A 14,650-nucleotide genomic window follows, 5' to 3' on the forward strand; every position below is an offset into this window, starting at 1 on the left:
CTCCTGCGCTCGCTGCTCGCCCCCATGAGGGCCCGGGTCGCCGTCACCTCGCTGCTCCTGCTGCTCCAGCAGGCGGCCGTGCAGGCGGGCCCGCTGCTCGTGGCGTACGCCATCGACCGCGCCGTACCCGCGTTCCGGGACCACGACCACGGCCCGCTGATCCTGGTCGGCGTCGGCTACCTGCTGTGCGCGCTGGTCTCCGGCGTGCTGCAGTTCGCGTTCATCGAGACCTCCGCGCGGGTCAACCAGGACGTGCTGCTCGATCTGCGCGGCAGGATCTTCCGGCACGCGCAGGCGCTGAGCGTCGACTTCCACGAGCGGTACACCTCGGGCCGGCTGATCTCCCGGTCGACGACGGACGTGGAGTCGCTGCGGGAGCTGCTCGACGAGGGGCTCCAGGAGCTGGTCATGGTCGTCCTGTCGTTCCTGTACATCGGGGCGATGCTGCTCTGGCTGGATCCGGGCCTCGGCGCGGTCGCGGTGGCCTCGTTCGTGCCGCTGTACCTGCTGGTCCGGCTGTACCAGCGGCGCGCCGCGCGGGTGTTCGAGGCGCGGTCCACGGCCATCGCGGCCGTGATCGTGAAGTTCGTGGAGACGATGAACGGCATCCGGCCGGTGCGCACCTTCCGCCGGGAGGCCGCGAACGAGGCCGACTTCCGCGTCCTGAACCGGCGGCACGAACGGACCAACGGCGACGCGCTCCTGGAGATGGCCCGTTATGTGGTCGGCTCCCGGCTGGTCGCGAACACCGCCGTCGCGGGGATCGTGCTGTGGGGCGCCTACCGCGTGGCGTCCGGTTCGCTGGCGCTGGGCGTGCTGGCGGCGGCGGTGCTCTATCTGCGGCGGCTGTACGACCCGATCGACCGGCTGGGCATGTTCCTCAACTCGTACCAGTCGGCGGCCGCCTCGCTGGCCAAGATCGCCGGGCTGCTGGCGCAGACCCCGTCCGTGCCCGAGCCGGCCACGCCCAGGCAACTGCCGCCCCTCGAAGGCGAGCACCCGGGCCGCGGGGTCGTCTTCGACGGCGTCCGGTTCGCGTACCGCACCGGCGGCGAGGTGCTGCCCCGCTTCGACCTGACGATCCCGGCCGGGCAGACGGTCGCGGTCGTCGGCTCGACGGGCGCGGGCAAGTCGACGCTGGCCAAGCTGCTGGCCCGGTTCTACGACGCCTCCGAGGGCCGGGTCCTGCTCGACGGTGTGGACCTGCGCGACCTCGCCGTGCCCGAACTGCGGCGCGGAGTGGTCATGGTGACGCAGGAGGCGTTCCTGTTCTCCGGCACGGTCGCCGAGAACATCGCGATCGGCCGCCCGGACGCCGGCCGGGAGGAGATCGAGCGGGCCGCGAAGGCGATCGGCGCGCACGAGTTCATCAGCGCGCTGCCGGACGGGTACGACACCGACGTCCGCAAGCGAGGCGGCCGCATCTCGGCAGGACAGCGCCAACTGGTGGCGTTCGCACGGGCGTTGCTCGCCGATCCGGCCGTGCTGATCCTGGACGAGGCGACCAGTTCGCTGGACGTCCCGGGCGAACGGGCGGTGCAGCGCGCCATGACCACGGTGCTGCACGGCCGTACGGCGGTGGTGATCGCGCACCGGCTGTCGACCGTGGAGATCGCGGACCGGGTGCTGGTCATGGAGCACGGCCGGATCGTGGAGGACGGCGGCCCGGAGGAACTCGTCGCGGGCACGGGCCGGTTCGCGGATCTGCACCGGGCCTGGCGGGACAGCCTGGCGTGACGGCACAAGGACGGGGGCAGCGATGATCGACGCGTACGAGGATCCCGGCACGCCCGACACCCGGGGCGGCTGGCACTTCCTGTGGTGGCTGGTGCTGCGCCAGCCGGGCCGGTCGGCCGCCGGGGCGCTGCTGGCCAGCGTGTGGATGGTGCTGCTGGCGGCGGCGCCGTACCTGATGTCCCGGGCGATCGACGACGGGCTGGTCCACGGCGACCTGGGCGCGCTGACCCGGTGGACCCTGGTGCTGTTCCTGGTCGGCGCGGTCAACGCGTGGGTCAGCATCATGCGGCACCGCACGATGACCCGGGTGCGGATGGACGCCAACTTCCGCACGGTCAAGGTGGTCGTCGGGCACGCGGTCCGGCTGGGTGCCGCGCTGCCGCGCCGGGCCGGGGCCGGGGAGGTCGTCACGATCGGCGTCGGTGACGTGCTGACCATCTCCCAGTCGCTGACCGTGGTCGGGCCCGGGGTGGGTTCCGTGGTCGTCTACGCGGTGGTGGCCGGGCTGCTGCTCACGATCTCGCCGCCGCTCGCCGCGGTGGTGCTGCTCGGGGTGCCGGTGGTGGCGCTGATCGCCGGGCCGCTGACGAGGCGGCTGCAGGGCGAGGAGACCCGGTACCGGGAGCGGCAGGGCGTGCTCACCGCCCGCATCGGCGACCTCGCGGGCGGGCTGCGAGTGCTCAACGGGCTCGGTGGCAAGGGCCTGTTCGCGGACGCCTTCCGGCGGGACTCGCAGCGGCTGCGGGCGCAGGGCTACCGGGTGGGCGCGGTCGCCAGCTGGGTGCAGGCACTGGGCGTGGGCCTGCCGACGCTGTTCCTGGCCGTGGTGACCTGGCTGGCGGCCCGGCTGGCCGCCCAGGGGGAGCTCACCATCGGCGAGCTGGTGTCGGTGTACGGCTATGTCGCGGTCCTGGTGGGACCGGTGGCGTTCTTCCTGGAGATGGGCTACCAGCTGAGCCGGGGCGTCGTGGCCGCGCGTCGGGTCGTACGACTGCTGGGCCTGGAGCCGGAGCCGGACGAGGGCACGCTGTCCGGGCCGGCGGAGCCGTCCGTGCTGCACGATCCCGCGTCGGGCGTGCGGGTGCCGCCGGGGCGGCTGACCGCGCTCGTCGGCGCCCGGCCGGCCGACGCCGCCGCCGTGGTCGACCGTCTGGGCCGGTACGTGCCGTCCGCGGCCACCTGGGGCGGGGTGCGGCTGGACGCGGTCCCGCTGGCCGAGGTACGGGCGCGGATCCTGGTCGCCGACAACGAGGCCGACCTGTTCGCCGGAACCCTGCGGGAGGTGGTGGCCGGGCATCGGGACCGGGACGACGACGCGGTGCGGCGGGCGGTGCGCGCGGCGGCCGCCGACGACATCGTGCAGGGCCTGTCGGACGGCCTGGACTCGGCCGTGGCCGCGCAGGGCCGCAGCCTCTCCGGCGGCCAGCGGCAGCGGGTGCGGCTGGTCCGGGCGCTGCTGGCCGACCCCGAGGTGCTGCTCGCCGTGGAGCCCACCTCGGCGCTGGACGCCCACACGGAGTCCACGGTCGCCCACCGGCTGGGCGCCGCGCGCGAGGGCCGTACGACCGTGCTGACCACGACCTCCCCGCTGGTCCTGGACCGCGCGGACACCGTGCACTACCTGGTCGACGGCAAGGTCGCGGCGAGCGGCACGCACCAACGGCTGCTGGTGGAGGAGCCGGGCTACCGGGCGCTCGTGGCCCGCGACACGGAGGAGGTCGTCCGATGACGGCGGTCATGGGTCAGCTGCCCGTCGCCGAACGGGCCGCGGTGCGGCGGGCGTCGGTCCGGCTGGTGCGGGCCGACCGGCGTGCGTTCGCCGCCGTCCTGACGCTGAACGCGCTGGCCGCGGCGGCGGGGCTCGCCGGGCCGTGGCTGGTCGGGCGGATCGTGGACGAGGTGCGGGCCGGGCACGGGGTGGGGGCCGTCGACCGGCTCGCGGTGTGGATCCTGGTGTGCGCGCTGGCCCAGCTGCTGCTGGCGCGCTGGGCCCGGTACGTGGGCCATCGCTTCGGGGAGCGCACGCTGGCCCGGGTCCGCGAGGAGTTCGTCGACCGGGCGCTGGCGCTGCCCGCGGCGGCGGTGGAGCGGGCGGGCGCCGGCGACCTGACCGCGCGCGGCACCGCCGACGTGGCCACGGTCGGCGCCACGCTGCGGGACATCGGGCCCGAGCTGCTGGTCTGCCTGGTGCAGGCGCTGTTCGTGCTGGGCGCGGTGTTCGTGCTCGACCCGCTGCTCGGTCTGTTCGGGGTACTCGGCCTGACGCCGATCTGGCTGGCGCTGCGCTGGTATCTGCGCCGGGCCCGGGACGGGTATCTCGCCGAGGGCGCGGCCACCTCCGAGGTCGCGGAGATCCTCGCGGCGACCGCGACCGGGGCCCGTACGGTGGAGGCGTTCCGGCTCCAGGAGCGGCGGACCGCGGCGAGCCGGGACGCGCTGGAGACGTCCCGCCGGACCCGGCTGTACACGCTGTTCCTGCGGTCCGTGTTCTTTCCGGCGGTCGAGGTGTCGTACACCGTCCCGGTGGCCGGTGTGCTGCTGGTCGGCGGGGTGCTGCACGCGCACGGCGAGGTGGGTCTGGGCGCGGTGGTGGCGGCCGCGCTGTATCTGCGGCAGTTCACCGATCCGCTGGACCAGATCCTGATGCGGGTGGAGCAACTGCAGAGCAGCAGCGCCTCGTTCGCCCGGGTGGAGGGGCTGGCCGGGGCGCCGCGGTCCGAGCCGGACGGTGCGTCGGCGGTGCCCGCGGACGACCGGATCGACGTGCGCGGGGCGCGGTACGCCTACGAGCGCGGCGGCGAGGTGCTGCGCGGGGTCGATCTGACGGTACGGCCCGGGGAGCGGCTCGCGGTGGTCGGCCCCTCGGGCGCCGGCAAGACGACCCTGAGCCGGCTGCTCGCCGGTGTCGACGCGCCGGGGGCGGGGACGGTGACCGTGGGCGGGGTGCCGATCGCCGGACTCGCGCCCGAACGCCTGCGCCGGCAGGTCGTCCTGGTCACCCAGGAGCACCATGTCTTCCTCGGCACGCTCCGGGACAACCTGCTGATCGCCGAACCGTCGGCCACCGACGAGGAGTTGTGGGCGGCGCTGCGGGCGGTCGGTGCCGCGCAGTGGGTGCGCGAGCTTCCGGACGGCCTCGACGCCCGGCTGGGCGCGGACGGTCACGCCGCGGACGGCTCGCAGGCCCAGCAACTCGCCTTGGCCCGGGTGGTCCTGGCGGACCCGCACACGCTGATCCTGGACGAGGCCACGGCCCTGCTGGACCCGACGACCGCCCGGCACACCGAGCGCGCCCTCGCGGCGGTGCTCGAAGGGCGCACCGTCATCGCCATCGCCCACCGCCTGCACACCGCGCACGACGCGGACCGGGTGGCCGTGATGGAGGACGGCCGCCTCACCGAACTCGGCACGCACGAGGAGCTGGTGGCGGCCGAGGGCGCGTATGCGGCGTTGTGGCGGACGTGGCACGGAGACAGGGCGTAGGGTTCGGGCCGGCGGGTGACCGGCCCTGTTGCCCCGCGGTGCCGGGGCGCGCCAAGTCGGGGGATTTAACCTCGTTTTCACGGATTTCTCCACCGCCCTTGGCGGGCCTTCCCGCCCACGGACGCGCAGACCCCCTCACAACCGAACGGTTCGCATACCGAACATGAACATCCGGTCAACGAACCAATTCCGGCCAAGTTTCTGACGCGGTCCTGACAGGTGGCGTGATCCCCTGCCACTCTTCCCACGGCCGACCCACAGCAACCCCACAGCTACGCACCGCTGTTCGGGCCGGCCTCGCACGCGCACGTGGTTCCGCGTTACGCCCTGTTCTGCCCGGACGTCCCAACCCACCGTCCGGTCTCCCCTGGCCGCGCGACCCGCGGCCATGCAGAAGGAGTCATGTTGAGAAGCAGTTCATCTCGCGGACGCACCTCCCACACCACGCACCGTCGCACCGCAGCCGTCGCCCTCGCCGGCGTCACCGCCCTGATCGCCGCGGCCGTCCAGTCCGGCGCCGCCAGTGCCGCCCCCGCGGCCAAGCCTCAGGCAGGCAAGATCAATCCGGCCCACGTGGCCGTCAAGCTCAGCGCCTCGCAGCGCGCGGAACTGCTCCGCGACGCCGGCGCCGCCAAGGCCGAGACCGCCCGGGCGATCGGCCTCGGCGCGCAGGAGAGACTCGTCGCCCGGGACGTCGTCAAGGACGCCGACGGCACGCTGCACACCCGGTACGAGCGGACGTACGCCGGCCTCCCGGTCCTCGGCGGCGACCTGATCGTCGACACCGCCAAGTCCGGCGCCACCGAGCGCGTCATCAAGGCGACCAACGCCACCCTCAAGGTCACCGACCTCACTCCGGCCGTCGGCAAGGCGGCCGTCGAGCGGCAGGCCGTCCAGCGCGCCAAGGCCCTCGGTGGCACCAAGTCCGCCGCGGACAGCGTCCGCAAGGTGATCTGGGCCGGCTCCGGCAAGCCGGTCCTCGCCTACGAGACGGTCGTCGGCGGCCTCCAGGACGACGGCACCCCGAACCAGCTGCACGTCGTCACCGACGCCACCACCGGCAAGAAGCTCTACGAGTACCAGGGCATCGAGACCGGCATCGGCAACACGCAGTACAGCGGCCAGGTCACGCTGACGACGACCCAGTCGGGGTCGAACTACACGCTGACCGACGGGGCGCGCGGCGGCCACAAGACGTACAACCTGAACCACGGCTCGTCCGGCACCGGCACGCTGTACTCCCAGACCAACGACACCTGGGGCAACGGCACCAACTCCAACGCCGCCACCGCGGGCGCGGACGCCCACTACGGTGCCGCCGTCACCTGGGACTTCTACAAGAACACCTTCAACCGCAGCGGCATCAAGAACGACGGCGTCGGCGCCTACTCGCGCGTCCACTACGGCAACTCGTACGTCAACGCCTTCTGGGACGACGGCTGCTTCTGCATGACGTACGGCGACGGCTCCGGCAACAGCAAGCCGCTGACCGCGATCGACGTCGCGGGCCACGAGATGAGCCACGGCGTCACCGCCAACACCGCCCGCCTCAACTACAGCGGCGAGTCCGGCGGCCTCAACGAGGCCACCAGCGACATCATGGGCACCGGCGTGGAGTTCGCCGCCAACAACAGCTCGGACGTCGGCGACTACCTCATCGGCGAGAAGATCGACATCAACGGCAACGGCACCCCGCTGCGCTACATGGACAAGCCCAGCAAGGACGGCGCGTCCAAGGACAGCTGGTACTCCGGCATCGGCGGCGTCGACGTGCACTACTCCTCGGGCCCCGCGAACCACTTCTTCTACCTGCTCAGCGAGGGCAGCGGCACCAAGGTCATCAACGGTGTCACCTACAACTCGCCGACCGCGGACGGCCTCCCGGTCACCGGCATCGGCCGCGCCAAGGCGCTGCAGATCTGGTACCGGGCGCTGACCACCAAGTGGACGTCCACCACCAACTACGCGGGCGCGCGCACCGGCGCCCTCGCGGCGGCGGGTGAGCTGTACGGCACCACCAGCACCGAGTACAAGGCGGTGCAGGACGCGTGGGCGGGCGTCGCGGTCGGCTCACGGTCCGGTGGCGGGGGCGGCGGCGGTACGTCGTACGAGAACACCACCCCGGTGTCCATCCCGGACAACGGCCCCGCGGTCACCTCGTCGATCGCCGTCTCCGGCCGGACCGGAAACGCGCCGAACAACCTCCAGGTGACCGTGAACATCACGCACACCTGGCGCGGTGACCTCGTCATCGACCTGGTCGGACCGTCGGGCGCGTCCTACCGGCTGAAGAACTTCAGCTCGTCGGACTCGGCGGACAATGTGAACGAAACGTACACGGTCAACGCCTCCTCCGAATCGGCCAACGGGACCTGGAAGTTGAAGGTTCAGGACCAGGCGGCGTACGACGTCGGCACCATCAACAGCTGGAAGGTGACCTTCCCGTAAACCGCAGTTCACGGGCGCAGGACCAGGGCGCCGCTCCGGAGGTTCGACTCCCCGGGGCGGCGCCCGTTTTACCTCCCTGAAACGTTAACGGGACAGCTGGTTTTCGGCCAACATCACTTCAGGGTCATGACATGTACGCGACCTTGATGTCACTCTTCCCTCACCCGCCGCACAACACAGCAACTTCATCACCACACCGACCGGTAACCCCACGCCGATCGGACTCCCCCACAGAAGGAGCTTGAGTGAGCCCCCTCTACGCGCGTCACAAGCGCACCACTCTGGTCATCGCCACCGCTGTCGCGGCCGGAGCCCTGCTCACCACCGGACTGACCAGCAGCGCCTCCGCGCAGACCCCCAGCGGCAGCGCCGCCGCCAGGACCCTCGCCGCCGCCCCGACCGCGCTGACCGCGGCGGCCCGCACCACCCTGATCCAGCAGGCCCAGGCGGGCGCCGCCGAGACCGCCCAGCACATAGGCCTCGGCGCCAAGGAGAAGCTGGTCGTCAAGGACGTCGTCAAGGACGCCGACGGCACGGTCCACACCCGCTACGAGCGCACCTACGCGGGCCTGCCGGTCCTCGGTGGCGACCTCGTCGTCCACACCGCGAAGTCCGGCAGAACCGAAGGCGTCACCAAGGCGACGAAGTCCGCCATCAAGGTGGCCTCGCTCAAGCCGCAGATCACCGCCGGCAAGGCCGAGAAGCAGGCGCTGACCTCCGCCAAGGCCGCGGGCTCCGCCAAGACCGCCGCCGACGGCGCGCGCAAGGTGATCTGGGCCGGCTCCGGCAAGGCGGTCCTCGCCTACGAGACGGTCGTCGGCGGTCTCCAGGACGACGGCACCCCGAACCAGCTGCACGTCATCACCGACGCGGCCACCGGCAAGAAGCTCTACGAGTACCAGGGCATCGAGACCGGCACCGGCAAGAGCCTGTACTCCGGCACCGTCACCCTGAACACGACCAAGTCGGGTTCGACGTACCAGCTGAACGACACCACGCGCGGCGGCCACAAGACGTACAACAAGTCCCACGGCACCAGCTCCTCCGCGGGCACGCTGTTCACGGACGCCGACGACACCTGGGGCACCGGCACGGCCACCAGCTCCACCACCAACCAGACGCCGGCCGTCGACGCCGCCTACGGCGCGCAGGTCACCTGGGACTTCTACAAGAACACCTTCGGCCGCAGCGGCATCAAGAACAACGGCGTCGCGGCCTACTCCCGGGTGCACTACGGCAACGCGTACGTCAACGCCTTCTGGGACGACGACTGCTTCTGCATGACCTACGGCGACGGTGAGACCAACACCCACCCGCTGACGTCCCTGGACGTGGCCGGCCACGAGATGAGCCACGGTGTCACCTCCAACACCGCCGGTCTCGAATACAGCGGTGAGTCCGGCGGCCTGAACGAGGCGACCTCGGACATCTTCGGCACGGGCGTGGAGTTCTACGCGAACAACGCCTCCGACCCCGGTGACTACCTCATCGGCGAGAAGATCGACATCAACGGCGACGGCACCCCGCTGCGCTACATGGACAAGCCCAGCAAGGACGGCGGCTCCGCCGACTCCTGGTCCTCCTCGGTCGGCAACCTGGACGTCCACTACTCGTCCGGCGTCGCGAACCACTTTTTCTACCTCCTCTCGGAGGGCAGCGGTTCGAAGACGATCAACGGCGTGACGTACAACTCGCCGACCTCCAACGGCTCCACGGTCACCGGCATCGGCCGGGCCAAGGCGCTGCAGATCTGGTACAAGGCGCTGACGACGTACTTCACGTCGACCACCAACTACAAGTCGGCCCGCACCGGCACCCTGTCGGCGGCGGCCGCCCTGTACGGCTCCACCAGCACCGAGTACAAGGCGGTGGCCGCGGCCTGGTCGGCGGTCAACGTCGGCTGACCTGTCGGACAATCGGCTCAAGGGCGGTACCCGGGACGGAAGCGTTCCGGGTACCGCCCTACTCTTGTGACCCATGCCCTCGGCGTCCTTCACCTACGAGCCGGTCGGCGCGACGCGCGACGACCTGAGCTTCTGCCCGCCCGGCTTCCATCCGATGCACGTCCGCACGCGGATCGGCGAGGGGCCCGAGGTCTTCCGCCGGGCCGCCGAGGCGGTCCTCACCTGGGAGATGCACCGCGCGATGGGCGTCGGCATCGACGCCACCGCCGACCGTGCCGCCCCCGACGTGGACGTCACCGTCACCCTGGCCGGCCTGATCAAGGCCCCCTGCCGCATAGTCTGGACGGTCGAGGAATCCCGCCGCGCCGGCTGGGCCTACGGCACCCTGACCGGCCACCCCGAATGCGGCGAGGAGGCCTTCGTCGTCGACCGCACCGGAGACGGCACGGTGTGGCTGACGGTCGCCGCGTTCAGCAAGGCGGCCAAGTGGTACGCCCGCGCGGGCGGGGCGGCGACGCGGGGGTTGCAGCATGCGTACGCCCGCCGCTGCGGAACCGTTCTGCGCAGGCTGTGCGCCGATGAGGAGCAGCTCTGACCGCTGTGCCGTCCGACCGTCCGAAATACACGGCGGCCCCACCGGAAGGAATCCGGTGGGGCCGCCGCACGTGGTCATGAGACCGATGCGGGATCAGTCGAGTTGCGTCAGCGCAGCAGCACCCCGGCCGCCCCGTCCACCACGTCCTCCGACGGCACCGACAGCAGGCCGAGCTCCGCGCCGGAGGCGAGGAGGTGGTGGTCGGGGAGGATGCGGACCGTGTAGCCGTAAGGGCCGGTGCGGTCCAGGGAGAGGGGGCCCTCGTAGACCCAGCGGCCCTCCGGGTCGGGGCCGCCCGCCGGTTTCAGCGGGACCGTCGTCGCGTCGGCGATGCGGTCCTGCGAGTCCACCCGGCCCGAGACCGCCTGAACCTCGACGTCGTCGGGCCCGAGCGCGCCGAGGGCCACGCGCACGCGCAGGCCGACCGTCGTGCCCAGCTCCGCGGTGGCCGTCGCGGCGGTCGTCTCGACGTGGTCGACCCGCACGCCGTGCCAGGCGGTACGCACCCGGGCCTTCCAGGCGGCCAGTTCGCCCGCCGCCTCGGGCGTCAGGGCGCGGTCGGCGTGGGCGGCGGGGGTGTAGAGGCGCTCGACGTACTCGCGGACCATGCGGCCGGCCAGCACCTTCGGGCCGAGCAGGGTCAGGGTCTGGCGGACCATCTCGATCCAGCGGTCGGGCAGCCCGCTCTGGCCGCGTTCGTAGAAGCGCGGCGTGACGCGCTGTTCGAGGAGGTCGTAGAGGGCGGCCGACTCGATGTCGTCCCGGTGGTCGGGGTCCGTACCGGCGTCGCCGTCCGCGGTCGGGATCGCCCAGCCGAAGTCCGGCTGGAACCACTCGTCCCACCAGCCGTCCAGGACGGAGAGGTTGAGGCAGCCGTTCAGGGCGGCCTTCATGCCGCTGGTGCCGCAGGCCTCCAGCGGGCGCAGGGGGTTGTTCAGCCAGATGTCGCAGCCGGGGTACAGCTTCTGCGCCATCGCCATCCCGTAGTCCGGCAGGAAGACGAGGCGATGGCGTACCCGTGGGTCGTCCGCGAAGCGGACCAGCTCCTGGACGAGCCGCTTGCCGCTGTCATCGGCCGGGTGCGCCTTGCCGGCGACCACGATCTGGACGGGCCGCTCGGGGTGCAGCAGCAGGTCCATCAGCCGGTCGCGGTCGCGCAGCATCAGGGTCAGGCGCTTGTACGAGGGGACCCGGCGCGCGAAGCCGATGGTGAGGACCTCGGGATCGAGGACGCCGTCGATCCAGCCCAACTCGGCCGTCCCGGCACCGCGTTGCCGCCAGGAGGCGCGCAGCCGGTCCCGTACCTCCACCACCAGCTGCTCACGCAGGGCGCGGCGCAGCTCCCAGATGTCCTGGTCCGGGATGTCCGTGAGCACGTCCCAGCGGTCGGCGCCGCCGGCCGACAGCTCGTCCTCGGTGCGCTCGGCGCCGAGCCGGCGGGCGCCGAGCCGGAAGACCTCGGGGGCGACCCAGGTGGGGGCGTGCACTCCGTTGGTGACGGAGGTGATCGGCACCTCGTCGGGGTCGAATCCCGGCCACAGTCCCGCGAACATCTCGCGGCTGACCTGCCCGTGCAGCAGGGACACGCCGTTGGCGCGCTGGGCCAGGCGCAGGCCCATCACGGCCATGTTGAAGAGGTTCGGCTCGCCGCCCGGGTAGGTCTCCATGCCGAGCCCGAGGACGCGTTGCACCTCGATGCGCGGGAGCTCGGCGTCGGGGCCGAAGTGGCGGGCGACCAGTTCGCGGTCGAAGCGGTCGATGCCGGCCGGGACGGGCGTGTGGGTGGTGAACACGGTCCCCGCCCGCACGGCCTCCAGTCCGGCGTCGAAGTCCAGCCCCTGGTCGCAGAGTTCGGCGATCCGCTCCAGGCCGAGGAAGCCCGCGTGCCCCTCGTTGGTGTGGAACACCTCGGGCTCGGGGTGGCCGGTGAGCCGGCAGTACGCCCGTACGGCGCGCACGCCTCCTATGCCGAGCAGCATCTCCTGGAGCAGCCGGTGCTCGCTGCCGCCGCCGTACAGCCGGTCGGTGACCCCGCGTTCGCCGAGGTGGTTGTCCTCGACGTCCGAGTCCAGCATCAGCAGGGGCACGCGGCCGACCTGGGCCAGCCAGATCCGGGCGTGCAGCTGCCGGCCGCCGGGCAGCGCGAGGGAGACCTGGGCGGGGGTGCCCTCGGCGTCCTTCAGGAGCGCCAGCGGCAGCTCGTTCGGGTCGAGCACCGGGTAGTGCTCCTGCTGCCAGCCGTCCCGGGAGAGGGTCTGCCGGAAGTAGCCGTGCCGGTAGAGGAGGCCGACCCCGATGAGGGGCACGCCGAGGTCGCTGGCCGCCTTCAGATGGTCGCCGGCGAGGATGCCGAGGCCGCCGGAGTACTGGGGCAGGGCGGCCGTGATGCCGAACTCGGGCGAGAAGTAGGCGATGGCGTCGGGGAGTTCGGCGGACGGGGGCTGCGACTGGTACCAGCGGTCGCCGGTCACGTAGTCGTCGAGGTCGTCCGCGACCGCGGTGAGGCGGCGCAGGAAGCGGCGGTCCTCGGCGAGCTCGGCGAGCCGGCCGGGGCTGACGCCGCCCAGGAGGCGGACCGGGTCGCCCTGCGAGGCGGCCCAGTGTTCGGGATCGACGGACTGGAACAGATCGCGCGTTTCCGCATGCCATGACCAGCGCAGATTGCGCGCCAGGTCACTCAGCGGCCGGAGGGGTTCGGGGAGAACGGGACGGACGGTGAACCGGCGGATCGCCTTCACATTCCACCTCGGCGCGGTTGCTTTTGGAGGCGCACGGCGGTGTGCGACTCGACGTCTCTGACGACGGTACCGGTGTTGCGTCCGGCCCCGCTGCGGCTGTGGAAAGTCGCACCGGGCGGTCGGCAATCGGCCGACATGACCGATTCCGTATCCAGGCGTTCTTGTGGCCTCCCGGCCCGCACGAGACGCTCGCCTGAAGTCGAGGAGGGGAACTCGGACCATGGCACGGACGCGAACCGGGCGTCTGCGCCGGGCGGGAGGCCTGATCGCGGTCGTCACGGCCGCGGTGCTGTCGGCCGGCACCCTGCCCGCGCACGCCGCACCGGAGGGGACGATCGGCGACACCGGGGAGCCCGGCTCCGTCGTCGGGAGCTATCTGGTGACGCTGAGGGAGGGGATACGGGCTCCGTCGACGGCGGGCAGGGCCGTCGCCGCGACGTACGGAGCGAAAATAGGCCATGTCTACGGCAGCGTCCTGAACGGCTACGCGGTACGGGCCGACCGCGGACAGGCGGGACTGCTCGCGGCCGACTCCCGGGTCGCCTCGGTCGTCCAGGACAGGCGTGTGATCCTCGACCAGGCGCAGCGGAACCCGCCGTCCTGGGGCCTGGACCGGCTCGACCAAAGCGGCCTGCCGCTGGACAACCGCTACTCGTGGCGGGAGCCCGCGGGCGCCGGGGTGACGGTGTACGTCATCGACACCGGCATCCGGATCACGCACGAGGACTTCGGCGGCCGGGCGAGCTACGGCTGGGACTTCGTCGGGAACGACCGGAGCGCGGGGGACGGCAACGGGCACGGCACCCATGTGGCCGGCACGATCGCGGGCGCCCGGTACGGCGTCGCCAAGAAGGCGAAGCTCGTCGCCGTACGGGTGCTGGACAACGCCGGCTCCGGCACCATCGCCCAGGTCATCGCGGGCATCGACTGGGTCACCCGGCACGCCCGCAGGCCGGCCGTCGCCAACCTCAGTCTGGGCGGCTACCACAACGCCCAGTTGGACGCCGCCGTGCGCGACTCCATCCGGTCCGGCGTCACTTACACGGTCGCGGCGGGCAACGACGGTCTTCCGGCCGGTCTGTACTCCCCCGCCGACGTGCCGGAGGCGATCACCGTCGGCGCGACGGACCGGGCGGACCGGCGGGCCGCGTTCTCCAACTTCGGTGCCGCGCTCGATCTGTTCGCCCCGGGGGTGTCGATCACCTCGGCGTCCTCCGCGAGCGACACCGGCCGGGCGACCTACTCCGGTACGTCGATGGCGTCCCCGCACGCGGCGGGCGCGGCCGCGCTCTATCTGTCCGCGCACCCGAAGGCGGGCCCCGCCCGGGTGGCCAAGGCCCTCGTTTCCGAGGCGGTGAACGGCAAGGTGTCGAGGGCGGGCCCGGGTTCACCGGACAAACTCCTGCAGACGTCAAGGCCGTGATGGCAGAGTGACACCACCGGCCCCGTTCGCACCGGACGGGGCCGGTCTTGTGCGTAGACATACGCGTGAGTAGTTAACAAAGTGCCGGATTGCCCACCCGAATAGGGTGGGAAGGCTCCTCCGGTACAGCTCACAGGCGCACCCCAGGTACACCCGCAGGACCCACCTCCCCACACCTCATCCGCCACACCCTCGTTGACGCGGACAGGAGCGGTCATGCCCGCCACGCACCACTCGTCAGCACCCCCGACCACCAGCAGGAACAGCACGCAGGGCGACACCGGTACGGCGGCCGGAGCAGCGGCCGCCACGCCGCCCCCCG

8 protein-coding genes are annotated in these 14,650 nt (G+C 72.1%); 7 read left to right on the forward strand and 1 reads right to left on the reverse strand.

Features of this window, described 5'->3' with window-relative positions:
* From IPZ69_RS43645 to IPZ69_RS43670, 6 genes are all read left to right on the forward strand, one after another.
* A partial coding sequence (locus IPZ69_RS43645; RefSeq protein WP_235460458.1) for an ABC transporter ATP-binding protein occupies positions 1-1,737 on the forward strand: 1,737 nt, incomplete at its 5' end.
* Between the two features lie 22 nt (positions 1,738-1,759).
* Positions 1,760-3,466, forward strand: a complete 1,707-nt coding sequence (locus tag IPZ69_RS43650; protein WP_235460459.1) for an ABC transporter transmembrane domain-containing protein — start codon at positions 1,760-1,762, stop codon at positions 3,464-3,466.
* Positions 3,463-5,220, forward strand: a complete 1,758-nt coding sequence (locus IPZ69_RS43655; RefSeq protein WP_235460460.1) for an ABC transporter ATP-binding protein — start codon at positions 3,463-3,465, stop codon at positions 5,218-5,220. The genes IPZ69_RS43650 and IPZ69_RS43655 overlap by 4 nt, the downstream gene beginning before the upstream one ends.
* Positions 5,221-5,625: 405 nt before the next feature.
* Positions 5,626-7,668: a M4 family metallopeptidase gene (locus tag IPZ69_RS43660; protein ID WP_235460465.1), complete on the forward strand. Its 2,043-nt coding sequence runs from the start codon at positions 5,626-5,628 to the stop codon at positions 7,666-7,668.
* 245 nt (positions 7,669-7,913) lie between these two features.
* Complete coding sequence (locus IPZ69_RS43665; protein ID WP_235460461.1) at positions 7,914-9,572, forward strand: M4 family metallopeptidase; 1,659 nt, start codon at positions 7,914-7,916, stop codon at positions 9,570-9,572.
* Between the two features lie 73 nt (positions 9,573-9,645).
* Entirely contained in the window at positions 9,646-10,167 is a 522-nt protein-coding gene (locus IPZ69_RS43670; RefSeq protein ID WP_235460462.1) for a DUF1990 domain-containing protein, read from the forward strand.
* 107 nt (positions 10,168-10,274) lie between these two features.
* Here IPZ69_RS43670 and IPZ69_RS43675 read toward each other — a convergent pair whose 3' ends face one another.
* Positions 10,275-12,905 carry a glycosyltransferase family 1 protein gene (locus tag IPZ69_RS43675; RefSeq protein WP_235460463.1) on the reverse strand — a complete coding sequence of 877 codons (2,631 nt, stop codon included), beginning with the start codon at positions 12,903-12,905 and terminating at the stop codon, positions 10,275-10,277.
* 220 nt (positions 12,906-13,125) lie between these two features.
* On the opposite strand from IPZ69_RS43675, the gene IPZ69_RS43680 reads away from it, so the two are divergent.
* Entirely contained in the window at positions 13,126-14,328 is a 1,203-nt protein-coding gene (locus IPZ69_RS43680) for a S8 family peptidase (RefSeq protein ID WP_235460464.1), read from the forward strand.
* Positions 14,329-14,650: the final 322 nt, after the last annotated feature.

Source organism: Streptomyces olivochromogenes (genome assembly GCF_021538895.1).
Taxonomy (GTDB): domain Bacteria; phylum Actinomycetota; class Actinomycetes; order Streptomycetales; family Streptomycetaceae; genus Streptomyces; species Streptomyces olivochromogenes_A.